The following is a 23480-nucleotide window of genomic DNA, read 5'->3' on the forward strand; positions in this document are numbered from 1 at the left end:
ATAATCAAAATTCATGGAAGATTTATATGAAACATCACCTCGCAATCGCTTGTTCAGTACTTGCCTTAACGGCTTGCGATAACCCCCCTGAACAAACAGCTAAAACGCTACCACTGCAAGTAAGTGCAGCAGATACCATTTATTATGGTGGCGATATTCTTACAATGACTGGCGACAAACCCGAATATGCACAAGCAATCGCTACCCAAGGTGAAAAAATCATTTTTGTGGGTGATAAAACTAAAGCACTTGAGCATAAGTTTGGCAAAACAAAGCTGATTGATTTGCAAGGCAAAACCTTAATGCCAGGCTTTGTTGATGGCCATAGCCATGTCTATGGTGTTGGTTTGCAAGCCATGGTAGCCAATGTATTACCTAGCCCAGATGGTGATGCCAATAGTGTTGAGCAAATCGTTAATATTCTTACCGCAGCACAAAATAACCCTGACTACACCACATTTATTGAAAAAACGGGTGCTATTTTAGGCTTTGGTTACGATGATGCTGAGCTTGATAGATACCCAACTAAAATGGACTTAGACCGCGTTAGCACCGAAAAGCCAGTGATCATCATTCATACTTCGGGGCACTTAAGTGTTGCAAACAGTAAAGCCTTAGCCATGGCCGGCATCGACGAAAACACAGACAATCCTGACGGTGGGCTAATTCGTCGTATGGCCAACTCACAAGAACCCAATGGGGTGCTCGAAGAAAACGCGCACTTTGGTTTACTGTTTAAACTCATGCAGTCGTTTGATCCTGACTTACAAGATTTAATGCTGCAAGAAGGGCAAAAACTCTACACAAAATACGGCTACACCACAGCACAAGAAGGCCGAGCAACTCAAGAAGCTTATGATTCGATGGTAAGAGCATCCAAAGCGGATAAGTTTGTCATTGATGTGGTAGCCTATGCCGATATGGCTACCAGCAGCAGTTTTATGGACTCACCCTATAACAGTAAAAACTACACAAATCATTTTCGTATTGGTGGTGTAAAACTTAACTTTGATGGCTCACCACAAGGAAAAACCGCTTGGTTATCTCACCCATACTTAAAAGCACCTGAAGGCCAAGAGCAAGGCTATGCAGGCTACCCTACTTTTAATGATGAACAAGCCTATCAGTATATTGAAACTGCCTTTGCCAATGACTGGCAAGTGATGACTCATGCAAATGGTGATGCCGCTATTGAACAATTTTTAAATGCTGTTGAAAATGCTAATAACAAGCTTGGTAAAAAAGACCGCCGCCCCGTACTTATTCATGGTCAAACTATTCGTCAAGATCAGGTAAACCGTCTTAAAGAATTAGGCATATTTCCATCGCTCTTCCCAATGCATACCTTTTATTGGGGCGACTGGCATGTAAATTCGGTGCTTGGTCATCCCCGCGCCGATTTTATTTCGCCCACCCATGCAGTTCGCAAACAAGGATTAATGTTCAGTACCCATCATGATGCGCCTGTAGCTCTGCCCAATGCACTGCGTGTATTAGATGCAACGGTTAACCGTACAACTCGTACAGATCAAGTATTAGGCCCAGATCAACGTGTTTCTGTGTATACTGCACTACAAGCAATGACAACATGGCCTGCGTATCAACACTTTGAAGAAAGCTCAAAAGGGCAATTAAAACAAGGGATGCAAGCAGATTTAATTATCCTTGATAACAACCCGTTGAAAATAAAGCCTGCAGAGCTACATAACTTACAAGTGATAGAAACCATTAGCCGTGGTGAAACCGTCTACAGCAAAAATTAAACACTTTTCAAGGAGTAACATGAATAAGTTTATACAATTAGCCTGTGCTGCGCTGCTGTCATTTTCAGCATTAGCAGCACAAACAGCTGCTACGCAACTGGATATTTTGAATCTTAAGGCCCAATCTGAGCATGTGCTAACTTCAGGTCAGCCAAGTCAAACCGATTTTGCCAAGCTAAAACAACTTGGTGTTGAGAACATCATCAACCTTCGCGGTGATAACGAAACGAATTGGTCTGAGCAAGAGTTAGTCACTGAGCTTGGTATGAACTATTACCATATCCCTGTGCAATCTAAAGCTGATATTACCATTGAAAATGCTACGAAACTTCAGGCTTTGCTCAATGAGCACCAACAGCAAACCACCTTACTTCACTGCGCGAGCAGCAACCGTGTTGGCGCTCTTGTTGCGCTATACAATGCCATAACCTTGAAAAAGCCAGTTGATGAAGCTGTTGAGATTGGTAAGCAATGGGGCTTAAAAAGCCTTGAAGGAGTGGTAAGAAGTAAAGTAAACGAAGAAGTTGGTCAGCCATAAGCTGACCAACTATGTATTATTTTTGCTTAAGCTAAAGCTGCCATGCATAGCTTAGCTTTGTGAAGAAGGTACGTTGATCACGCTCAAGATTCTTCAACGAATCATCTTGATACCCTTTATCAGAATACCCTAAATAAAACAGTGTCTGTGAGTTAATCTTGTACGAATACACTAACTGACTGCCATAATCGCGGTTAGTTTGGCTTACATCAAATCGATAAGCTTCATTGTTTCGATCGACATCTTCAAACTGCAAAACGAGTTTCAGCATCGAGCGCATATTAAATTTATAATAAACACGCAGATCCGTTAAATTTGCAGTATAAACACGTTCATTTTGCTCGTTATCTAAATAGCTGTAGCTGTGCTCTAGTTGCACCTGCCAATGATCGTTTATATCCCATGTCATCTCAGGTTCAATGCGAACCATAGTACCTAAAGCTGCATTACTATAATCAATTTTGCTGCCATATTGAGCATACAATAAAAAGCTAATGTCACGAATGGGTCTAAAACCGCCATAGATATAACCTATGTTTTGATTAAAAAACTCGCCGGCATAAAACTCATTACGATGAATAAAGCCAATTTCTGTTTGCGACTGCATCTTACCTTTAAAGGTAAAAAAGCCATCGTATTCTTCTTCGAGTAGGTCGCCATTTTGCGCCCATGTTTTATCCCACTCAACATTGTAGCTGTACTCTGTGATTGCATCATCAGCATCGCGATACCATGTTTGTCCACCGCCTAGTTGTACTTGCTCGTAATCAACTTTAGCTTGATAACCCAAATCTGAGCGGTATTCTTTACCTATATTTTCGTAGCTAGCATAGACTTCATAATCACGCTTAGTTCTTGTAAATTCAATGGCATAAGCTTGATCTGATTGATTTTTATCAATGCCATAATAATCAACTAAAAATTCTGAGTTAGTGGTATCTGTGCTTGCTACTTGATACTGCAAACTATCTGATTGATTAAACCAGTAGCTGCCATCTAAAGATAACACCGTATTATGATAATCATCATTTTCACGGTGAGTGCTCATCACACCAATTGTGCCTTTTTGGCCAATATCAAACTGATAACGCCCCGCTACTGCTTGCGTTTTATCTGCTAGATTAGCAAAGCCAGAACCTTGATTCGTCGGAAGTAAGACACTGGTATTCTGATCGTCAGCGTACATAAAGCCATAGCTGTGCGCGCCTGTTTTACCTGTTAACTTTAAACCCACATCAGGTTCAGCAATCATTCGCGTATATAAAAGCTCTAGTTGGCTGGTATCAAAATAAGAGGCGCCATCTAAAAAGAATGGACGCTTTTCAGCATAATAAATTGAGTAAGTAGTATTTACATCAAGTTCAAGTGAATCTGCCTCGACCTGCGAAAAGTCAGGATTAATGGTGGCATTAATAACCGCATCTTGCGTCACCCCCCAACGTAAGTCCAAGCCCGCTTCAGTATCAATATCACCATTTTGCCAATCACCCGGCACTGTATCTTTGGTATCATGGCGAAGCGCCGTTAAAGTGGGCGTAAGCTGAATGTTTTGGCTCTCTGTCATGTTGGCAAAGCCTGTGAGTTTATCAAACTGGCAAAAGCTACATTTTACATCTCGGTCAAAACCAACATTCGACATTTGATAATACACATCACGCGGATAATTTCGCCAAACGGCAAAACTCCACGTTAACTCTGTTTGATCTTTTGGAAAGCGAAGTGCAGTGAATGGAATACGCATTTCAACCACATAACCGTCGTCGGTAATTTGCCCTGCACTGTCCCAAATGGCATCCCATGATGGATCTTCCACCCAATCATCAATATCCGTCATGCGCATATCGCCTTGCGCACCAAGAGGGTTTACATAAAACTCATAGCCGGTTCGTTCATCATTGAAGGTATCAATCATCAAGGCAACATTGTCGTCTTGCCAAAGCGTATCACGATCTCGAAGGGCGGCACGAATTTGCGAAGGGTCATTATCTTTTGCAATAAAACCAACATACAAGTATTTACCATCTTCATACATGTAGGCATCGGTTTGTACGAGCGGCGTGCCTTTTTCGGTTGGCTCATTCTGATATTTTAATGGTACTTTTGTGGCGTATTGCCAATGCGACTCATCCATCACACCATCAACGCTAATAGACTCTTTAATATGGGCAAGGGAGAACTCTGCTTTATCAAATGCATTGGCAGAAAAAGGCATACAGGCAACACTAAGTAAAAAGGTAGGGGCGACTATTTTATTTATTATTCTTTTTATGTACTGCATAAACATCCATTTAGACACTGACGCGCTAGAAACGCTACTTGACTGATTTCAAAGCGATTGTAATTCAGTAAGGTACATTTGTTAATCTAATTTTCGGTTTTATGTCATAAAATTTAACAAAATACTCCATTTGTACTACTAGCAGGGCCAAAAAAGCCCCATTGCCAAACAGCAATGGGGCTTTTTTATACGTTTGTTATCGGAATTTATTACTTTTTAAGGCTTAATTTATTGCCTTTCAAAGATTTGCGAACATTTGCGATTCGTGAACGGTTCTTTGCACGCGCTTCACCCGTTGCCTGACCCGAAGCCTTATTTGTACGGCTACGACGTAAATGCGACGGCTTTTTACCAATTTTATCAATCAGTACTTCACGGCTGCTTACTTCGTAACCTGGTAAAACAACACGCTTGATGCGCTGTCCGATTAGCTTTTCGATATCGAATAAAGTGTTTTCTTCCTCACGGCTCACAAACGAAATTGCTTGACCCGGCTTACCAGCACGACCTGTACGGCCGATACGATGCACGTAGTCTTCTGCAAGCCAAGGTAGATCGATGTTGATCACACGTGGCAACCCTTCAATATCAATACCACGAGCAGCTACTTCAGTTGCGACCAGCACGCGAACTTTACCTTCTTTAAACTCGCGTAAAGCGCGGCGGCGGTTACCTTGGGTTTTATCACCATGACAAACAACAGCAGGAATCCCGTCAAGATTAAGCTCTTTTACAAGCTCATCAGCGGTTTCTTTCATGTTTACGAAAACAAGTACCTGCTGCCAGTTTTTCTTACCAATCAATTCAGATAAAAGCTCTTGCTTACGGCGCTCTTCAACTGGATAAACAACATGTTGCACTGTTTCTGCAGTACTGTTTGTTTGATCAACACGAATGATTTCAGGCTGCTTTAGTACTTTACTCGCAAATTGTTTAATTGCCGCCGGGAAAGTGGCAGAGAACAATAAGATTTGACGCGCTTCATCACAACCATTAATAACAATTTGCATATCGTTGATAAAGCCCATGTCTAGCATACGGTCAGCTTCATCAAGCACTAAATGCTTAACATTAGCTAAGCTGATGTTACCTAAACGCAGATGATCAAGTAAGCGCCCTGGCGTTGCAACCACGATGTCGACACCTGCTTTCAAATCGTTAGCTTGACCCGCTAGATTGATACCACCAAACAAGCACACTGTTTTGAGTTCGGTGTATTTTGCAAACGCTTTAAAATTATTAGCAATTTGCTCAGCTAATTCGCGGGTAGGTGCAAGCACTAATGCACTTGGTGCATTATTTTCACTAACCGCTGACTCTGATAATTTTTGGATAAGTGGTAAAGCAAATGCAGCGGTTTTACCCGTGCCTGTTTGCGCACTAACAAGTACGTCTTTGCCTTTTCTTACCGCAGGAATTGCACTACGTTGAACGGGAGTAAGCGTTTCGAAATTAAGCTCTTCTAATGCCTGTAAAAGCTCAGAAGAAAAACTAAATGATTTAAAATTCATGCTGTATAACCTGCGGCCATCATATCAAGGGTCGCAAATTATACAGAAAAAAAATGACTTTAGTTAGTTATAACTTAACTAAAGTGCCTTTTAATGCCACGCCAGCAACAAATGTGCCCGCACCACATTGATATTCGGTTTGGCTAACGAACTCACGTTTTTTGTAGTACGACTGAATATTTACAACTGCATTCATGCCTTCACGAACAGCACGCTCTTGTAATGCTTTTAAAGCACTAAGCATTACCCACTCACACGCTTCTCGGTCAGTTTTATTAAATGCGTTGGTTTTCTTGTTGGTGATCACTTCACCATAATTAGTTTTAATGCTGTTATGACTTTGATCAGCGAAATACAGCGGAATATCTAACAGCGCTTGTTTCGCTTTGGTGGTTTCAAGTAATGCTTGTACAGGTAGCGTTTGTATATCATCACGTGCAAAACTGTTTGTTGAAAACAAACAAGCCGCTAAAACACATGCAAGGGTCAATAACTTCATTTAAAAATTCCTTCTATAAAATTTCCATGCAACACCAAAACCAACCGAAACATTATAATCTTGCTTCACGAGTGGGCTTGCATCTTGTTGACTGTTAGCAAGGTGATGATATTTAACAAAACCACCTAACCAATACTTTGGTGTGTCAAAATGTACCCCAATTGATACATCAGCGCCAGAAAAACCTGAACGACTTGAGTATGCTTGGCGAGTTTCATTGCTATGTAAGTCACTCACTCCATAGTAGTAATCAAGGTATTTATCGCTAGCAAAGTTGATATTGCCACGAAACGCTAATGAAAATTGTGAATCCGCTTTTTCAATGATCGGCACTCGATAATACACACTTGGCCCATAACGCCAGCCAATATCATCAATACCTGAGAAATCTGTCGCAATGGCTTTGCGTGCAAACAGGCTTAAATACAAATGCTGTTTAGCGTTTGGTTCACCTATTAGGTAGTAATTAAGTGAAGGCCCTAATTCAAACACCCAATCTAGATCATCCATACCTTCTCGGGCTTTGTTGTCTTCACTGTCAACTGCAAGACCTACGCTGGCAGATAAATCTAAATGGAGATTTTCTTGTTGCCACAAAAAGCCAGTGAAGTTATTACGGTCGATGGCCATTTTATCGCTTTGATAACGAAAATAAGGCACAGGCAATAGGTATTGCTCACTTTCATCTGAACCTAAATAATGCGGGATATCTGCATAAAAAAGGCCTGCACCAAACTCCATTTTTGCAGTGCTCTTTTCTACACTGTCTTGTGCAGCATAAGCATTAAAAGTTAGAATAAATAAAATACTTATGATGCAACGGTTGATCATGCTTGCCATTTTTTAAAAATTAACGAGGTATTGATGCCACCAAACGCAAAGTTATTACTCATAATGTAATCTGTCTGCATTTCACGGCCATTGCCCTTGATATAATCTAAATCAGCACACTCAGGATCGACATCCGTTAAATTGATAGTAGGTGCAAACCAACCATCATTCATCATATTGATACTTGCCCATGCCTCAATGGCGCCACATGCTCCTAAGGTATGACCTAAATAACTCTTTAATGAGCTAATAGGTTTCTTGCCAAGGGCATTGAAAGTCGCCAGAGACTCCGCAATATCACCCCGATCTGTTGACGTACCATGAGCATTCACATAGCCAATTTGGTCGGCAGTAAGCTGTGCATCATTAAGTGCCATTTCGATAGCCACTTGCATAGTTTCTGCGGTAGGTTGCGTCACATGTTGACCATCTGAGTTACAACCAAAACCGACCAGCTCCGCATAAATGGTCGCGCCACGGGCTAGGGCATGCTCATACTCTTCTAAAATGAGCGTGCCTGCACCTTCACCAATAACCAGACCATCACGATTTTGATCGAATGGTCGTGGCGTGCTTTTCGCAGCATCATTTTTTGTGCTCGTCGCGTATAAGGTGTCAAATACCGCAGCTTCTGTGATGCATAACTCTTCTGCGCCACCAGCCACCATGGCTTTTTGGCGACCATACTTAATCGCTTCATAAGCATAACCAATACCTTGCGAGCCTGATGTGCACGCAGAGCTGGTAGTGATCACCCGACCTTTTAAGCCAAAAAAGACACCCACATTCACAGGCGCTGTATGCGCCATCATCTGGATGTAACTGGTGGCCGTTACGCCTGTCATTTCGCCGGTTTCCATCATTTTTGCAAAAGCCAATAATGGTGGCGTTGACCCCGTTGATGAGCCAAAAGCAATACCAGTAGAGCCGTCGGTTAGACTTGAGTGCTCTAATAGCCCAGCTTCTTCTAGAGCAAGCTCTGTAGTACGGGTCGACATCATAGCAACACGCCCCATTGAGCGAACTTGTTTACGCTTATAGTGGCTTGGTTTACTAAAATGAGTAACAGGTGCTGCTAGTCGAGTGTTTAGTTCTGGCGCCACATCCCAGTCAGTCATGTACTGGACGGCATTTTCACCTTTTTGCAAAGCGGTTTTAAATTCACCCCATGTATCACCTAATGCAGTAATGGCAGACATGCCTGTAACAACAACGCGCTTCATTACACCATACCGCCATTCACAGAAATAACTTGGCGGGTGATATACGCGGCGTCATCTGAACATAAAAACGACACAGTACCCGCGACTTCACTAACCGAACCCATACGTTTTAATGGGATCATTTTTAGCATTTCATCAACCGGTAAATCGTCTGTCATTTCGGTTTCGATTAGCCCTGGAGCTACGCAGTTAACGGTGATCTTACGTTTTGCAAGCTCAAGCGAAAGCGCTTTGGTCGCACCAATAATGCCCGCTTTAGCGGCACTGTAGTTAACTTGCCCGCGATTACCGGCAATCCCTGACACTGACGCCATAGTGACAATACGGCCACCTTTACGACCTTGCACCATTGGCATCACCGTTGGATGAACCACATTATAAAAACCGTCAAGGCCAGTACGGATCACTTTATCCCAATCATCACCTTGCATCGCTGGGAACGCCATATCATTCGTGATACCTGCATTACAGATCACCCCATAATACGCACCGTGCTCGGCAATATCAGCTTCAATTTGTTGTTTTGCAAGCTCTCTATCGCAAACATCAAATTGCAATAAGCTAGCATGACGACCAAGCGCACTGATTTCTTCACAGGTTTGCTCTGCTTCAGCCACACCACTGCGACAATGAACAGCAATATCAAAGCCATCGTTAGCTAATCTAAGTGCGATTGCTTTGCCAATACCACGGCTTGAGCCGGTGACTAAAATACGTTTTGTCATTGATTTTCTCTTATAAACTGCATTGGGTCTTGTGGTTGAAACACATTAATTTTTGCTTCTGCTAAGCATGTTTCATCGCTATGTATTTGACACTCAAATACACTTAACCCTGATTCTTCTTGATATAATTTTGTCACCGAGACTTTAAGCGTTTGCTCGTTTTTAAATACCGGTGCATAGGTTTTATATTTGCGCGTACCAATTAAAAAACCGATTTGTACTTCATTTCCTTTGTCTTTTGCCAGCGCACCCGCATAAGCTGCGATAGTTTGCGCCATATATTCACAACCAATATAACTGGCAACCCCATTTAAGCTCTCGTCATAAAACGGGCTTTGTGAACTAATATCCACTTCACAGCAACCTGACTCTTCGCTGTAACTAGATAGGCGATTGAGCAATATCATTGGCTCACTATGAGGGACTACTTGCTCAATTTTATAGTGATTCATTTAGATGTCCTAGTACTACACTGACATTATTGCCGCCAAAGGCAAACGAATTTGATAAACAGGTGTTAATTTCTGCCGTTTCTGGTTGTGTTATTAAGCCAATTTCAGCCAATGATTCGTCTTTTGCAACCTGATTGCATACTAATTGATTAAACTCTGGGTAAGCCAAATAAAGCCAACATAAGCCCGCTTCTAAGGCACCTGCAGCGCCTAGAGTGTGGCCGGTCAAATGTTTAGAAGAGCTCACTTTAGTATCTTTGCCAAATACCTCACTGATTGCCAGAGATTCCATGGCATCATTTTGCGGTGTGGCTGTTCCATGGGCATTAATGTAGTCGATATCTGAAGGCGTTAAATTCGCGTCTTGCAACGCCGTTGTCATAGCAGCAATTGCGCCAGAACCGTCTGCAATCGGTGCTGAAATATGGTGGGCGTCGGAGCTTTCACCACCACCTAAAAAGGCAATGCTCTGTTTTGTATGCTGCTCTTTACTCATAACAAATAATGCTGCGGCTTCACCAATATTAATGCCTGCTCTGTCGCCACTAAACGGCTTGCAAATTTCATCGCTAATAGAAGATAACGAATCAAAGCCATTGATAGTGAGTTGGCACAAGCTATCTACCCCACCACAAATTACCACATCGGCTAAATCGGCACTGAGTAAGGCACGCGCACTAATAAGCGCCTTGGCACTTGAACTACACGCAGTTGAAATACTGTAACTTGGCCCCTTTGCAACGAGTTTCTTGGCAATGTAATTGGCGGGTGCGACGAGCGCTTGGTCGTAATAATCAAACTCCTCTGGCCACTTTCCCTTAGCTGCATGGGCAATTCGACCTCTTTCACCTTCTTGAATTGCAGCAGTACTGGTACCAATCACCACAGCAATACGGCTGCTCGGAATGTCTATGTTTGCTAATGTGTCAGCAATTTGCCCCAGCGCTAAATCGATTAGCTGATAAAATCGCATTGATGCTGTTAATGACAGTTCATTAACCAACCCCACAAAAGTTGGGCGCTGCTCAAATGCAAGCGACGTCACCTCTGTGAGTGTTTGTTTAGGTTGTAAGCTGATACTTTGCATTGTTTGTTGATGACCAACCCCCAATGCACTAACAATACCTAAGTCGTTAAGCCAAAATGGCATAATCAATTAACCCTTTGAAATTTAATTTTGTAATCTCGCTGAAAGTTTACAAGTTCTGTTGTACCGTCTAAATAGCGAATTTCACTAATTAACTGTTCACCTTGATATAAACGCCGTGTCGAGCCTTGTTCAACCAAGTTCAAACCATAAAGTTGCGAGTTCAGCACAGTAACCGGCCAGTGTACTAGCATGATATCAGCAAGAATATAGCGAGGATCAACCGCGTTGATAGGGAGCATTTTTTCGCTTTTAATCGGCCCTAGTGGCGCTTTTTCTAACTGAAATATCGGCATACCTTGAGCCGTCATAACAGCCAAGTTAATACCCGTTTCACTGTTTAAACTCAGCTGCGCTAGTAATGTATGCTGCTCATCGCCATGGTGTACTTCAAGTACTTGCTGCCAATTATCGGCAACTAATGACGGCGGTGGATCAAGCAAATAAATCCCTGCATTTGGCGCTAAATCAACACCCGTTTTTACTGCAAATTCACTGGCGCAACTTGCCACTAATATGCTCAAAGATAAGAGCAAAGAGCGTGTTAGTCGCGACATAATTCAACCAGTGTATTTAAGCGTTTGTTGCTTTGTTTTACAAATGGGTTTTGTAAATCCCATGCATAACCTGCAAGAATAGCACTGATCATCTCGCGCACTTGTTGGTTTTTCTCACTGTAAAAAATCACGTCCTGAAATGAGCCATCATACCAAGCACTGACGTAGGTTCTAAAGCAATTAACCCCTTGTTGCAAAGGCTCACTGTAATCGTTTTTGAAATCAACTTGCTCACCACGTAAGTAGCTATCAACTAAAGGAGCAACCAATGAAGCTGATTTTAATGCAATCGTCACCCCAGATGAAAACACCGGGTCTAAAAACTCACCAGCATTACCAAGTAGTGCAAAATGCTCACCATACAAACTAGACACATTAGCCGAATAGCCTTTGATAGCACGCGCTTCACCAATAGCTTCTCGATTGACTAATAACTCTCTTAAATAGCTATCTTGTTCGATAAATTCATTTAAGCCAGCGAGTGGTTGTTTATCCTCAAGTTGCTCTGGTTTACCAACTACACCAATGCTTGCCGTGCCATCACTAAATGGGATCAGCCAATACCAAATATCTTTATGCTCTGGATGAACATTAATTAAGATTTTTTCACGGTTAAACTGGGGATCGCTAATATTATCTTTAAAATGGCTGAAAAAAGCCCAACGTACAGGGAAATTTGATGCTGACTCTAAATCAAGTAAGCGAGGTAATACTCTGCCAAAACCACTAGCATCAAGGACAAAACGCCCTTTAATTTGATAGCCTTGCTGGTTTTCATCCGTAACATCAAGTAAAGCGCCATCCTCACAATCGGTAAACGCTAACACGCTATGTTGGTATCGAATTTCAGCCCCTTGCTGCATGGCACCATCGGCTAAGCATTTATCAAAGTCAGCGCGTTTTACCTGAAAAGTCGTGCCAGGGCCTTCGCTAAATTTCTCGGTAAAATCGATTGTTGTGTGGTCGCCACGACGCTGAAACGCCGCACCATTTTTAAACTGAAACCCAAGTGATTGTGCCTGTGCTTGCACCGCTTGCTCAAGGCCTGCTTCTGCTAAAAAGCTCATGCACTGGGGTAATAAGCTTTCACCAATCGAAAAACGCGGAAAGGTTTGCTGCTCTAACACCACTACATGCCAACCTTTTTTCACCAGTAAACTGGCAGCCACGGCACCTGAAGGGCCAGCACCAATAATAACAACATCAGCCTGTTGAACTTGATTATTCACCTATTATTTTTCCTTATTTTTAGGTAATGCAATACTGAGCGGCGCCAGGATATAGATACAAACTAGCCCCACTAATACCGTTAATCCGAAACTGAAAATGGCCGGTGTTTTCGAAACGGCCAACATGCCAAATACCCACATCGATGATGCCGCTGACAAGCTAATTGCGAGTACATTGCTCGAGCTTAAATTATTGACCTGATAAAACACCAAGTAATCGATTGCCAACGCTAATATCAATAAACAGCCTAATAAATTAAAAATCGACAGCTGAGATTGCAGCGCACTGCATAGTAGCAGTACAGCCGCGGTTGTTAGTACAAGCACTAGCGTTTGTTTACACGCCGTTTTAAAACCAAACTTAACGCTAAAGAGTAGTAACGCAAAGGTCATCGCAATGGCCAATGTTATCAGTAACGAATTTGAGTAATGACTTAAACCTTCGCTTATCATCGCGACTTTATCGTAAACAATTAAATCTGGATAAGCGTTGGCTAAATCCATCAGCTCGGATTTATTTACACCGGTTACCATAAACCAGCTTGCGGTTAGTGTATTGCTTGAGATCACTTGGTTAGCGATTAACGGCGCTAACGGTGAATTAAGTGCCGCGTTTAAATCAAGCATTGATGTTGAAAGCTCAACGGGCGTCCCTGTCATTTGGCTAACCACACTCATAGCTTGCTGGGCCGAATGCAGTTGATCGTAGTTTTGCTGTTGTAATTGTTTACTAGGCACTAAGTCACTAAGCATCAAGGCAGTGCCATTAAGGCCGAGAATAGTTGCTTTTAATGCTTCTTGTTGTACTAATAACTGCTGCGCATTATCGGCAAATAAAATCATGATTTGGCCATTATCTTTACCTAATAAAGACATATGCAGCGCTTCGTTTTGCATTAAATCAGCAGGACTTGCATTTAACAGCTTTACATCATCAATAATCACAGGGGGTTTTAGTAAAGCAAAAGCACTCAGAAACACTAGCATCAGCATACTGAGTGCGACGCGGTAATGCGTTAATCGTTTTAAATAACCACTTAACATGTTTGCTAACTGATGCGCAGCAGTGTTAATGGTTAAACCTGTTTGCCAATAAGGCAATAAAATACGTGTGCAAAGCCAAGCTGTAACTAGCCCTGCAACAACAAACACGCCAACTTGACTGAGTAACTGCACGGGTGAGAAAAACAAACTCGCGTAACCGAGTGTGGTAGTTAGTAACGACAACACCAGCGCCAGTTTGAGCCCTTGACTAAAACCTTGCGGCTGCTCGGTTAAATCAAGCATGCCATGAAATGCATAATCAATGGCAATACCAATCAGTGTCACGGCAAACACCATGGTTAATACATGCACTTGGCTAAAAATACTGATCAGCGCAATGGTGCCGCCAATAGCGGCGCTTATCACGGTTACAGAGGCCAACCACAATGCGTTTATCGATCGAAACACCCACACCACCATCACAATAAGAGCCAGCAAGCTCACCGAACCAAACAAGGTCATTTCAAATTTGGCTTGCTGCGCATTTGCTGCGGTGTGAAATAAAGCACCAGCATAGCGAATTTCTGTATCGGGATAGCGGCCTTCAAGCTCAGCGATATAGGCAACTATCTCATTGCTTAGAGCTATTGATTGGTTTATTGAAAAGGCATTGTCAGCACTTTGCACAAATAACATTAAATACTCATCACCTTGATAGTTAATGCTAATTCGGCCATCTTGCAGCTCAAATTGCTGCATGTGTGTCATTGCCTCAGATAAGAACCCTGCTGTAGCAAGTGTTGGGTCTTGGTTGATAGTACTTGAAACAAAAGGATCAGCGACTTTACTCAACTGACTAAAGTAATACTGTTGAAAGCGATTAGCATCGCCAATCGCTTGTTTATATTCCTCTGAAACTAAATGCCCAGCGTACTGACCATAAAATGCTGCCAACTGGGATATTTCGGGTAACTTAAAACGAGGCTCAATATGTTTACTCGCCAGCCACTGTTCTAAATCATCGTAGGCTTTTACTGCATTCTCACCACGGAAAGAAAAGCTCAACTGCTGTTTATTAGCCGCAAAAAAGTGTGCTTCGACTTGCTGTAAACGCGGTTCTGACTTTGGCAACAAAGCCAAAATATCATTATTCAACGTAGGCTGTTTTAGAATAAAAACAACCACTAAGGCGCTAACTAATAGACTCAGCCAAGCAAGCGTTAGGCCCCATGCTTTCACTGTTTTTGCTCTTTATGAGGATAAGCAAAGCGTAACACAGTAAAGTTACCATTTGCTTCTTTAAGACGCACACGGCTCACTTGCTCTGCTGCTTCACATAATTCGAACAGACTAAATAGCTGCTTTAGCAAGTCATCTTTAGGCAATAAAGTCTGACAACCGGGCTCTGCATGCTCTGTCATCGTAAATTGCTCAGCAAGTGCCACTTCATCATGCTTTAAAATTGCTTGCAGTAAATTAACGTAAGGCTCTGCACCTTTTTGTAGCTGCGGCTTATCTTGGTCATCCAGGGTATATACTTGCCCTTGCTTGATTAATAGCGTGCTTTTAACCGGAGATTCAACTTGCCAAGTGAGGCCATCTTCAGCAAGTTCAAACGAACCTGATGAAATAAAAGGCTTACTAAACCCTTTAAAATGCTTTTCTTGGCTAAATGTGCCTTGCTCTGTTACTGCGCTTGATGCAAACACAGGAAAAAAAACGAGCATACTCAGTAACAACACGCTTAATCGCATTAAATCACCTTTTGAAGTTTTTCATGGAGTACAGGCGGCGAAACAAACTGCATTTCTTTTTTCTCTATATCAACCGCAACTTGGATAGTCGTTGCTTTGGTTAACTTTTTACCTGTAGCGCAATCAGTGATTACGTAATCGATACGTAATCGTGTTTCATATTCTTTTAAGTAGGCATCAACGCGGATTTTTTGTGTAAACAATGCTGAGCCGACGTACTTAATATGCATGTCAATAATCGGCCACGCATAGCCAGACTCTTGCATTTGCACATAATCATAATCAAACAAACGCAGTAATTCGCAGCGCGCGACTTCTAAATAGCGCGGGTAATTACCATGCCATACCACATTCATTGGATCGCAATCATGAAAAGGAATTTCAATCTCAACATGAGTACTCAACAACGAGCCACGACTATGCATATAAACTCCAACGTTTTGTTTGAATAGCGTCGACCGTAAAGCGAAGAACAGCCTCTAGAGGACGGTCTTCATCAAGCAGCGGGAAAAACTCGCTAATGTCTTGATACATACTTTGTACATCACTAGTTAAACTAGCGAATTCAAGCTCACCGCTATTAATACGTAAACGCAAACCTTGAATACTCGCAAGCAAAGTACTTGCAACCACTTGCTCAGTTAGCTGCAATATACGCAAACAATCTCGTGCAGCGATGGTTCCCATGCTCACTTTATCTTGGTTGTGACACTCGGTTGAACGAGAAAACACACTTGCTGGCATGGTCAGTTTTAATGCTTCGGCCGTGTATGCACTGGCGCCAATTTGGACCGCTTTAAAACCATGGTTAATGTAGCGACGCTCATCATTACTCGCCGATAGATTAGAAGGTAAACCATTGTTATAGCGCGTATCAACTAAGGATGCGATTTGTCTGTCTGCTAAGTCGGCTAAATTAGCAACAGCGGTTTTCATGCTATCCATAACCATTGCAATATGACCGCCATAGAAGTGACCACCATGCAATACGTGCTCACCTTCGCCATCGATGATTGGATTATCATTTGCCGAATTTAGTTCATTTTCAATCATTTGCCTAAACCACGGCAAACTATCTTGCAGCACACCAATCACATGTGGAGCACAGCGAATTGAATACCTATCTTGTAAGCGGTCAGCATTACGAGGGTGTTCTACATGGTTTAGATCACCACGGATCCATGCAGCTACTTGCTGTTGCCCTGGATGTGGCTTCACCGAAAACAAAATATCATCAAAATGATGACTGTTTCCTTTTAATGCAAGGCTTGCAAGGGCTGTTATACGGCTGGTCAATTTAGCTAAGTAATCTGCTCTATCATAAGCAAGGCATGCCAAAGCTGTCATCACGGCAGTGCCATTCATGACTGCCAGCCCTTCTTTCGGGCGCAGCTTTAATGGCTTTAAGCCAAGTTCTTGCATCACCTCTAGACTGTTTTTAATTTCGCCTTTGTAATACACATCTCGCTCACCAACCATAGCACCGGCTACATACGAAAGCGGCGTTAAATCACCACTGGCTCCCACTGACCCTTCTTGCGGGATCACCGGTACGATATTGTGATTTAAAAAGTCACGTAATAAATTCAACATCTCCCAGCTAACGCCAGAATAACCTTGTGAAAGCGAAGTTAAACGAGTCGCTAAAATAGCGCGCCCTTGGGCTTGATTAAAAACATCGCCAAGGCCACAACCATGAAAACGAGTAAGATGCAGTGGTAACTCATTGACTAAATCAAGTGGCACTTTTACGGTTACTGAGTCGCCATAACCTGTGGTAACGCCATATATCACGCCATCATCTTCAAGCAACTTATCTAAAAACGCCACGGCGCTGTCGATTTTATTAGCAAATTGACGGTCTGATGTTAACGCAACAGCACCTTGCTCTAATGCAATATGAACAATATCTTCGATTGATAAACGCTGTTGGCCAAAAACGGTAGTCGAGTGCTCTGACACCTTAGTTCTCCTTGTTTTGACTACGAGACACTTGCTCGTCATTTTGCCAAAAATCATAAAAATTAAACCATTGATACGGATAGGCCGCAGCATAAAAACTGAGCCTTTGCGCATAATCGCTAACAATTTGTTGTAATGTTTGTTGCCTCGTTTTACGCGGTAAAACGAGTTTGTCGGCGTATTTTTCAAAAATCACGCGGTAAAATGTTTCGCCATTGGGCTTTTTATCTTTTAAACAAAACAGATGAAACACCGGGCAATCTAACAGCGCAGCTAAAATAAATGGCCCTTGTGAAAAGGGGGCTGGCTTACCTAAAAAGTCAGCTTCGATAACTCTTCCTGCAGTGGTGGTACTGGTTCTATCACCGACAATCACCACAATTTCACCCTGCTCGACTTTTTCTTTGAGCATAATTGCCATATCTGGGCCAAGATCGGTTACTTGAATGAGGTTTACTGCAACATCCGGATTAATACTTTTCAGTAATTTATTAAATTCTACAGCATGATGCGTAAACACCAATACATTGATTTTTTTACTGTTTCGGTGTTGGCTAAGAGCTCTACATACCTCTAAGTTACCAAGGTGTGAGCCGATAAAAATAGCCCCTTGCTGTTGCTCATCAAGTTGTTTAAACAGCGCTTCGTTGGTGTAAAGAATATTATGTTGCTGAATTCGTCCAACCCAGGCATCTATTTTGTCAAAGGCGCTGTCAGCGAAGCAGCGAAAATGACGAAAGCTATCGCGCCAAGTAACTGCTTTACTATTGCCATTCACCTTGCGCGCTTGGGTTAAGAATGCATGTGACGCTTGGCGGGCAGTTTTGCCTGTTAAAAACAAATAAAATACCACCGGAAACAACACCAACCACAAGCCTTTACGACCGAATACGCGATAGCACACGAGCAATATTTGCATGCCTAAGCGATTGCCACGTTCTTGCATTTTTGACCAATGTTTTACAGCCATTAGCCTGCCACCTTACGCCAAAGCAGCTTAGGTGAGCGTAACAACATGCCAACGAATAAACGCGTATGCAGCCACGAAATTCCCACGTTATCGTGTAAGGCTCGAAAATGAGATACGCCATTTTCAGGGTAAATAACTTGGGTTGGCAAAAACGTGACTTTAACACCTTGCCAATAAAGCCTGACTAAAATTTCAATATCAAAGTCCATGCGCTTGCCAAGCGTTTGCTTAGCCATTAATTGTTCAACGGCTGCTAAGGGGTAAACCCGAAAACCACACATTGAATCAACAATATCAAAGCTGAGCGTTTCTACCCAAACCCAAAAATGGGTGATGTACCGACTTAAATAACGGTGCTTAGGCACTGAGCTATCATAAATAGGACAACCACTGATCACCTTGTTAGGTGATGCATTACTTAGTTCAATCAACTTACTAATATCTGCTAACGAATGCTGGCCGTCAGCATCAACCTGAATGGCATGGCTGAACCCTTGCTGATAGGCAGCCATCAACCCAGTTTGAACTGCCCCACCCTTACCTTGATTTTGAGCATGGCTTATCAAGGTTAAAAAATCGTACTTAGCGTTAAGCTTTGCAAATACTTGTTTGGCATCAGCGTCACTGCCATCATCAACCATGATTATCGGCAGCTGTAGCTCTTTTAGCTCATCGAGTACAGCAGCAATAGCATGGGTGTGATTGTAATTAGGAATAACAATACAAAACTGGTTCATGGCTTAATCACAAAATACAATTCGACCAGACGCATGCTGGCCTTTTTCTGATTGATAGCTAAACAAACATTTGCCTTTTGCATTGCGCTCAAGGGTGAGGTTTACCGTCATATCAGGGGTTGTTACTACCTGAAACTTTAACACTTCTAAATCTTGTACTAGTTTGCCAAAACCCAAATATTGCTGAGCATATTTTACTGCCCAATCCAGCTGTACTACGCCTGCTAAAATTGGCGCATCTGGAAAGTGGCCGCGAAAATAGTCTAAATCAGCCGCAATGGTTAACGCTAAACTCACGCTAGTTTCTGTTTGTGATAAAACGGCCACCTCTGGGGTCACGTTATTCAGGCTTGGCAAAATACTGCTCCAATGTTTTTAAACTTAATTTAGCTTGGCTGTTAAAAGGAAGTGCATCGATGTAGCGCCATTTACGTGGTAAGCAAATACGTTCAAAGCGGTTTGAGAGGTGTGCTTGTAAAGCGCGGTTAATTGCCAATTTACCCTGTTGTTCAAGCTCTTTATTAGCTTCTTCACTGAGTACAACCACCGCACCAATTTGCACGCGCTTAGCTGGAATAACCACCACTTTTGCTTCTTTTATCCAGTCGTGACTTTGCAGATAACTCTCAAGCTCATCTAGGTTTAAACGTTTTTCTTCAATTTTTATCGTTCTGTCTATACGGCCCAACAGTTTAAATTGACCATTTTTATGAACGAGTGCTCTATCGTCTAAAGGGAAATTCGATTGCTCTAAAATCGCAGAATCTAGCATCAAGCGCCCTTCATGATTCAGCGATAAAAAATTACCATTAAACGGCTGCCATGGTACATCAACCGCCGCCTGTGTAACTTGTCGATAAGCAATACCGCCGGTTTCGGTACTACCAAATACTTGGGTAGCCGGGCGAGCTAACTGGTTAAATAAAGTTTCGGCATGTTCATTGTTGAGTGGTCCGCCAGAGGAAAATAACCACTTAATTTTGTCGCGTTCAGGAATTAACACATTATCAGCACATAAACGACCAAGTTGCGCAGGGCTTGAAACGAGCGCTGCATAACGAATATTTTTTAGTCTTTGCGCAATATGTTCAGGATACTGAATTTGTTCACTATCAATTATATGGCCTTTCGCCAACGGCCAAAGTAAACGAAATAATAAGCCGTAAATATGCTGATGCGAAACAGTTGCTAAAAACGTAAATTGGCTGGGTAAGTCAAATGACATTGAAAGTACTGCAAGCTCTCGATTTAATACCCGCCAGGGTTTTACTATCGGTTTAGATTGTCCTGATGAGCCTGAAGTATAAAATATAACCGCTGTGTTTGTTGGCCATTGTAAACGGTTAGTTTGCAAAGGCGTGTGACCAAGACTTTGCTCAAGGTTAGTAAAAAGCACATCATCATTGATATTGGTCGCATCGCCGGCAAAAAAAGCAGACTGTGCTAGCAATAAACTTAAGGTTTCGTGCTGACCATTAGGTGGCAAAATAACATTATAACCACTACACGCTAAAGCAAATAAGCGCACTGCAAATTGGTAGGTATCAGGGTGGAATAACACCACATGGCTGCCAGCTTTAAGCGCTGTGAGCTTACTTTGATAAGCCGCAATATCAGCAAAAAACTGTGTTTGTGTTATTGGCTGCCCTGCAACAACAAATGCAGCGTCTGGGTGAAATTTCAGGTTACTCGCTACCATTACTTTTAACCTTTTGTCTTACAAGCCATTCCACAAGGCCTAAGAGAGCTATCAAAATATAGGCTATTAATCCGTTGTACAAAGTCCATGTCTGTAACGAAGTAAATAGGCTAGTGTATAACGCAATACTGCCATTAATAATAAAAAACGCGCACCATACTTTAGTAACTTGGCGCGTGTAATTAACCCCTTTTTCATCAAGATCAGGCTCTTTAATTCGAGCAAAACTTTCAATGACTGTTGGGCCACTTTTCAGCGAATAAGCAAAGGTTATGGCCATTACTGTATTTATAATGACTGGGTAAAGCTTTAAGCCCAGATCACTGTTAAAAAACTGCGTTGTTGCTAAAGCGATAATAGCCAAAATAGAGGCTGGCTTTATCCATGGCATAGATGTCAGTAACTTCTTGCTAAGTAAAAGCCTTAAACCTAACAATACCATCAATACCAAGCTCACTTGCCTTAATGAGATATGCTGTAATCCAAAATACACAATAAATGGGTATAAAGATAAGCATACTAAGAGCAGTGTTGTGGTTATCGCTTTGAGCATAGTAATGTTTAAGAAACGAGTTTTTCTACTTCGTTTACAACATCTTGCACAGTACGCACTTGCTTAAATGCATCTGGCTCAATTTTCTTACCAGTGATTTCGCGTAGTTTTACAACTAAATCAACAGCATCAATGCTATCAAGATCTAGGTCTTGATACAGGTGCGCATCTAGGCTGATATCATCAGCATCGATCTCAAATTCATCTACTAAAATGCCCTGTAAAACGTTGTAAATGTCAGCAGCGGTTTTCATGCTTATTCCTACTTCTAAGTCTGTATTATGATTGGTGTTGGTTAATAAATTCTGCCAATGCATCTACCGATGCAAAATGGGCTTTTGTTTGTTCTGAGTTTGCGTCAATCTTAACGTTAAACTCTTTTTTAATGGCTAAGCCAAGCTCAAGCGCATCGATACTATCTAGGCCTAAACCATCAACAAACAAAGGTTGGTCATTTTCAATATCATCCACGGTAATATCTTCAAGATCTAAGCTGCTAATGATTAATTGTTTTATTTTGTTCTTTAGTTCAGTCATAGGTGCCTGAGTTCCTCTGAAAAGTAATGTTGCAAATCACGGGTTAATTGTCGTGCTTGCATGGCGGGTTGTTCATTATTAAAAGTGTCGTTAAACGTAAATGGGTCAGTGGCAAAGCGCATCTCAAAATGCGCTTTTGTTGCAGCAACGCAATACCATGGTGTGCCTTTGGTCAAAGTGCTGGGCTTCATACTAATCAGCACTGAGGTAATTGGAGCTTTACAACGCGCAGCAATATTCGCAGCGCCACGCTTAAATTTTAGCTGTTCACCTGGGGTTGTGCGGGTGCCTTCAGGAAAGATTATCAGATTATTTCCAGCAGCGAGAGATGCTTCACAATCATTCAGTAACTCTTGCGGGTCTTCATTACTAATATAACCTGTGCCTTTAATTACACCGCGCATAAATGGATTTTTAAATAAGTGTGCTTTGACCACGCAGTCAGCATTTTTAATCACAGATATCAGCACCACAACATCAATTAATGAAGGGTGATTGGCAAGAACTAATTGCCCTCTCAGGTCATGAAATTTCTGTTTATCTTGCACAGAAAAATGGATAGCACCGGTGTAATGCATTAAGGCAACAAAGAATTTAAAACTATAGTGAACCGTTAAACGGGCTTTTTGCTTACGTTTCGCTTGGCAAGGTTCAAATAAACGTTGTAGAGGCAAAACCAGCAAGGTGAGTACAATACCGCCAAAACCAAATACAGAAAAACAAAACCCGGTTGCCAGTACCCGCCAAATTTTATTCAACTTAATGTAAACGTTAGTCGCCATGGTACTGTAGCATCCAAGCTGATTGTTGATGCGAAAGCAGCGATTGTGATCCTTTGCTTGTTAAAGCAGCTGCTAATTGCAAACTCAGTGGTAAACACGAGTCACTTTGAGTATGTTCTGATTCAGGTAGTTTTGTTAATTCAAAATACGGCTTACCGGTCTGCGCTGTTGATAATACGAACGATACACTATGAGCAATTTGTTGCTCGTCGCTAAATGGTAAGTACTCATCTGGTAATACACTTTCGGCATGAGCAATCAAAATCTGCTGTTCAATACCACTATGAACACGCGCAAAACCATCTATCATGGCAGAAATAATGCTGTTTTGGTCACCAGCAATAGCATTCATCGGGGCTTTGTTTTTTGCAATAATCGAGAACAACCCAGTGACAGCATTATGCACACTCAGACCAAATGCGGTCGGAGAAAGAGGTTCTTGTTCAACAAGTGAATGTAACAATTGCGCTGTTTTTGGTAAGTCGCCATGACGCGATGAAAAATTAACAGCTAACTGCTGATACTCACCTTGCGCTTGATGCATAGTATGAAGCGCCATTTTCATAAATGGACTTAAGCGGCGGCGCTGCATCGGTGCAACCCAGCTTAAATCAAGGTCAGCAAGATTGAGATGGCTTAATTCTGCTATTTGTTGCTCGGGTGCAACCCATAAACACAAATTCTCAACAACAAATTTCACAAATATTATTCTTATAACGCCAAACGATTGCTAATTTTACCTATTAGCT

The 23480-nt window shown here is 42.0% G+C and carries 25 protein-coding genes; 2 read left to right on the plus strand and 23 right to left on the minus strand.

The features are described from left to right. Positions 1-26: 26 nt before the first annotated feature. Both AADY36_RS20100 and AADY36_RS20105 read left to right on the plus strand, forming a co-directional pair. A complete protein-coding gene (locus AADY36_RS20100; protein WP_054562401.1) occupies positions 27-1763 on the plus strand; it encodes an amidohydrolase in 1737 nt (578 codons plus the stop codon). A 19-nt stretch (positions 1764-1782) separates the two neighbouring features. Continuing rightward, the gene (locus AADY36_RS20105) at positions 1783-2301 is read left to right on the plus strand and encodes a protein tyrosine phosphatase family protein (RefSeq protein WP_054562402.1); all 519 of its coding nucleotides are present in this window, start codon (positions 1783-1785) and stop codon (positions 2299-2301) included. Between the two features lie 31 nt (positions 2302-2332). Here the strand turns inward: AADY36_RS20105 and AADY36_RS20110 are convergent, their stop codons facing one another. From AADY36_RS20110 to AADY36_RS20220, 23 genes are all read right to left on the minus strand, one after another. Continuing rightward, complete coding sequence (locus AADY36_RS20110) at positions 2333-4579, minus strand: carbohydrate binding family 9 domain-containing protein (RefSeq protein WP_054562404.1); 2247 nt, start codon at positions 4577-4579, stop codon at positions 2333-2335. A gap of 209 nt (positions 4580-4788) precedes the next feature. Continuing rightward, positions 4789-6090, minus strand: coding sequence for a DEAD/DEAH box helicase (locus AADY36_RS20115; protein WP_054562405.1), 1302 nt, complete (start codon positions 6088-6090; stop codon positions 4789-4791). A 67-nt stretch (positions 6091-6157) separates the two neighbouring features. Further along, positions 6158-6589, minus strand: coding sequence for a hypothetical protein (locus AADY36_RS20120; protein WP_054562406.1), 432 nt, complete (start codon positions 6587-6589; stop codon positions 6158-6160). Next, entirely contained in the window at positions 6590-7429 is an 840-nt protein-coding gene (locus AADY36_RS20125; RefSeq protein WP_342409586.1) for a MipA/OmpV family protein, read from the minus strand. It abuts the gene before it with no gap. Then, entirely contained in the window at positions 7417-8643 is a 1227-nt protein-coding gene (locus AADY36_RS20130) for a beta-ketoacyl-ACP synthase (RefSeq protein WP_054562408.1), read from the minus strand. The genes AADY36_RS20125 and AADY36_RS20130 overlap by 13 nt, the downstream gene beginning before the upstream one ends. Further along, the gene (gene fabG, locus AADY36_RS20135) at positions 8643-9368 is read right to left on the minus strand and encodes a 3-oxoacyl-ACP reductase FabG (protein WP_054562409.1); all 726 of its coding nucleotides are present in this window, start codon (positions 9366-9368) and stop codon (positions 8643-8645) included. Before fabG ends, AADY36_RS20130 begins: the two co-directional genes overlap by 1 nt. Next, positions 9365-9820, minus strand: a complete 456-nt coding sequence (locus AADY36_RS20140) for an ApeP family dehydratase (protein WP_054554542.1) — start codon at positions 9818-9820, stop codon at positions 9365-9367. The genes fabG and AADY36_RS20140 overlap by 4 nt, the downstream gene beginning before the upstream one ends. After that, positions 9807-10970, minus strand: a complete 1164-nt coding sequence (locus AADY36_RS20145) for a beta-ketoacyl-ACP synthase (protein ID WP_342409587.1) — start codon at positions 10968-10970, stop codon at positions 9807-9809. The genes AADY36_RS20140 and AADY36_RS20145 overlap by 14 nt, the downstream gene beginning before the upstream one ends. 2 nt (positions 10971-10972) lie before the next feature. Continuing rightward, on the minus strand, positions 10973-11524 hold the full coding sequence (locus AADY36_RS20150; protein ID WP_285220947.1) for a DUF3261 domain-containing protein: 552 nt from the start codon (positions 11522-11524) through the stop codon (positions 10973-10975). Further along, a complete protein-coding gene (locus AADY36_RS20155; protein WP_342409588.1) occupies positions 11512-12753 on the minus strand; it encodes an NAD(P)/FAD-dependent oxidoreductase in 1242 nt (413 codons plus the stop codon). The genes AADY36_RS20150 and AADY36_RS20155 overlap by 13 nt, the downstream gene beginning before the upstream one ends. 3 nt (positions 12754-12756) lie before the next feature. Beyond that, positions 12757-14976 (minus strand): transporter, encoded by a 2220-nt coding sequence (locus AADY36_RS20160; RefSeq protein ID WP_342409589.1) that lies wholly within the window; start codon positions 14974-14976, stop codon positions 12757-12759. After that, on the minus strand, positions 14973-15491 hold the full coding sequence (locus AADY36_RS20165) for an outer membrane lipoprotein carrier protein LolA (protein WP_342409590.1): 519 nt from the start codon (positions 15489-15491) through the stop codon (positions 14973-14975). Before AADY36_RS20165 ends, AADY36_RS20160 begins: the two co-directional genes overlap by 4 nt. Next, entirely contained in the window at positions 15491-15916 is a 426-nt protein-coding gene (locus AADY36_RS20170) for an acyl-CoA thioesterase (RefSeq protein WP_054554548.1), read from the minus strand. Before AADY36_RS20170 ends, AADY36_RS20165 begins: the two co-directional genes overlap by 1 nt. Then, on the minus strand, positions 15909-17453 hold the full coding sequence (locus AADY36_RS20175) for an HAL/PAL/TAL family ammonia-lyase (protein ID WP_285220952.1): 1545 nt from the start codon (positions 17451-17453) through the stop codon (positions 15909-15911). The genes AADY36_RS20170 and AADY36_RS20175 overlap by 8 nt, the downstream gene beginning before the upstream one ends. A gap of 1 nt (position 17454) precedes the next feature. After that, entirely contained in the window at positions 17455-18423 is a 969-nt protein-coding gene (locus tag AADY36_RS20180) for an LpxL/LpxP family acyltransferase (RefSeq protein ID WP_285220953.1), read from the minus strand. Next, on the minus strand, positions 18423-19160 hold the full coding sequence (locus AADY36_RS20185; RefSeq protein ID WP_285220954.1) for a glycosyltransferase family 2 protein: 738 nt from the start codon (positions 19158-19160) through the stop codon (positions 18423-18425). The genes AADY36_RS20180 and AADY36_RS20185 overlap by 1 nt, the downstream gene beginning before the upstream one ends. Before the next feature lie 3 nt (positions 19161-19163). Further along, a complete protein-coding gene (locus AADY36_RS20190; RefSeq protein ID WP_054562418.1) occupies positions 19164-19517 on the minus strand; it encodes an ApeI family dehydratase in 354 nt (117 codons plus the stop codon). Continuing rightward, positions 19501-20859: an AMP-binding protein gene (locus AADY36_RS20195; RefSeq protein WP_054562419.1), complete on the minus strand. Its 1359-nt coding sequence runs from the start codon at positions 20857-20859 to the stop codon at positions 19501-19503. The genes AADY36_RS20190 and AADY36_RS20195 overlap by 17 nt, the downstream gene beginning before the upstream one ends. Further along, the gene (locus AADY36_RS20200) at positions 20846-21412 is read right to left on the minus strand and encodes a COG4648 family protein (RefSeq protein WP_054562420.1); all 567 of its coding nucleotides are present in this window, start codon (positions 21410-21412) and stop codon (positions 20846-20848) included. The genes AADY36_RS20195 and AADY36_RS20200 overlap by 14 nt, the downstream gene beginning before the upstream one ends. 8 nt (positions 21413-21420) lie before the next feature. After that, complete coding sequence (locus AADY36_RS20205) at positions 21421-21666, minus strand: acyl carrier protein (protein WP_054554554.1); 246 nt, start codon at positions 21664-21666, stop codon at positions 21421-21423. A 25-nt stretch (positions 21667-21691) separates the two neighbouring features. Next, positions 21692-21949: a phosphopantetheine-binding protein gene (locus AADY36_RS20210; RefSeq protein WP_054554555.1), complete on the minus strand. Its 258-nt coding sequence runs from the start codon at positions 21947-21949 to the stop codon at positions 21692-21694. Then, on the minus strand, positions 21946-22731 hold the full coding sequence (locus tag AADY36_RS20215; RefSeq protein ID WP_054562421.1) for a lysophospholipid acyltransferase family protein: 786 nt from the start codon (positions 22729-22731) through the stop codon (positions 21946-21948). The genes AADY36_RS20210 and AADY36_RS20215 overlap by 4 nt, the downstream gene beginning before the upstream one ends. Then, positions 22721-23431, minus strand: coding sequence for a beta-ketoacyl synthase chain length factor (locus AADY36_RS20220; RefSeq protein WP_342409591.1), 711 nt, complete (start codon positions 23429-23431; stop codon positions 22721-22723). The genes AADY36_RS20215 and AADY36_RS20220 overlap by 11 nt, the downstream gene beginning before the upstream one ends. Positions 23432-23480: the final 49 nt, after the last annotated feature.

The organism is Pseudoalteromonas sp. D15MCD-2, assembly GCF_038562745.1.
In the GTDB taxonomy this organism is placed as follows: domain Bacteria; phylum Pseudomonadota; class Gammaproteobacteria; order Enterobacterales; family Alteromonadaceae; genus Pseudoalteromonas.

Excerpts from the sequence above, each read along its gene's own strand:
- AADY36_RS20100 (WP_054562401.1), top strand. The coding sequence starts at position 27 with ATGAAACATCACCTCGCAATCGCTTGTTCAGTACTTGCCTTAACGGCT.
- AADY36_RS20105 (WP_054562402.1), top strand. The coding sequence starts at position 1,783 with ATGAATAAGTTTATACAATTAGCCTGTGCTGCGCTGCTGTCATTTTCA.
- AADY36_RS20110 (WP_054562404.1), bottom strand. The coding sequence starts at position 4,579 with ATGCAGTACATAAAAAGAATAATAAATAAAATAGTCGCCCCTACCTTT.
- AADY36_RS20115 (WP_054562405.1), bottom strand. The coding sequence starts at position 6,090 with ATGAATTTTAAATCATTTAGTTTTTCTTCTGAGCTTTTACAGGCATTA.
- AADY36_RS20120 (WP_054562406.1), bottom strand. The coding sequence starts at position 6,589 with ATGAAGTTATTGACCCTTGCATGTGTTTTAGCGGCTTGTTTGTTTTCA.
- AADY36_RS20125 (WP_342409586.1), bottom strand. The coding sequence starts at position 7,429 with ATGGCAAGCATGATCAACCGTTGCATCATAAGTATTTTATTTATTCTA.
- AADY36_RS20130 (WP_054562408.1), bottom strand. The coding sequence starts at position 8,643 with ATGAAGCGCGTTGTTGTTACAGGCATGTCTGCCATTACTGCATTAGGT.
- fabG (WP_054562409.1), bottom strand. The coding sequence starts at position 9,368 with ATGACAAAACGTATTTTAGTCACCGGCTCAAGCCGTGGTATTGGCAAA.
- AADY36_RS20140 (WP_054554542.1), bottom strand. The coding sequence starts at position 9,820 with ATGAATCACTATAAAATTGAGCAAGTAGTCCCTCATAGTGAGCCAATG.
- AADY36_RS20145 (WP_342409587.1), bottom strand. The coding sequence starts at position 10,970 with ATGCCATTTTGGCTTAACGACTTAGGTATTGTTAGTGCATTGGGGGTT.
- AADY36_RS20150 (WP_285220947.1), bottom strand. The coding sequence starts at position 11,524 with ATGTCGCGACTAACACGCTCTTTGCTCTTATCTTTGAGCATATTAGTG.
- AADY36_RS20165 (WP_342409590.1), bottom strand. The coding sequence starts at position 15,491 with ATGCGATTAAGCGTGTTGTTACTGAGTATGCTCGTTTTTTTTCCTGTG.
- AADY36_RS20170 (WP_054554548.1), bottom strand. The coding sequence starts at position 15,916 with ATGCATAGTCGTGGCTCGTTGTTGAGTACTCATGTTGAGATTGAAATT.
- AADY36_RS20180 (WP_285220953.1), bottom strand. The coding sequence starts at position 18,423 with ATGGCTGTAAAACATTGGTCAAAAATGCAAGAACGTGGCAATCGCTTA.
- AADY36_RS20185 (WP_285220954.1), bottom strand. The coding sequence starts at position 19,160 with ATGAACCAGTTTTGTATTGTTATTCCTAATTACAATCACACCCATGCT.
- AADY36_RS20195 (WP_054562419.1), bottom strand. The coding sequence starts at position 20,859 with ATGGTAGCGAGTAACCTGAAATTTCACCCAGACGCTGCATTTGTTGTT.
- AADY36_RS20200 (WP_054562420.1), bottom strand. The coding sequence starts at position 21,412 with ATGCTCAAAGCGATAACCACAACACTGCTCTTAGTATGCTTATCTTTA.
- AADY36_RS20205 (WP_054554554.1), bottom strand. The coding sequence starts at position 21,666 with ATGAAAACCGCTGCTGACATTTACAACGTTTTACAGGGCATTTTAGTA.
- AADY36_RS20210 (WP_054554555.1), bottom strand. The coding sequence starts at position 21,949 with ATGACTGAACTAAAGAACAAAATAAAACAATTAATCATTAGCAGCTTA.
- AADY36_RS20215 (WP_054562421.1), bottom strand. The coding sequence starts at position 22,731 with ATGGCGACTAACGTTTACATTAAGTTGAATAAAATTTGGCGGGTACTG.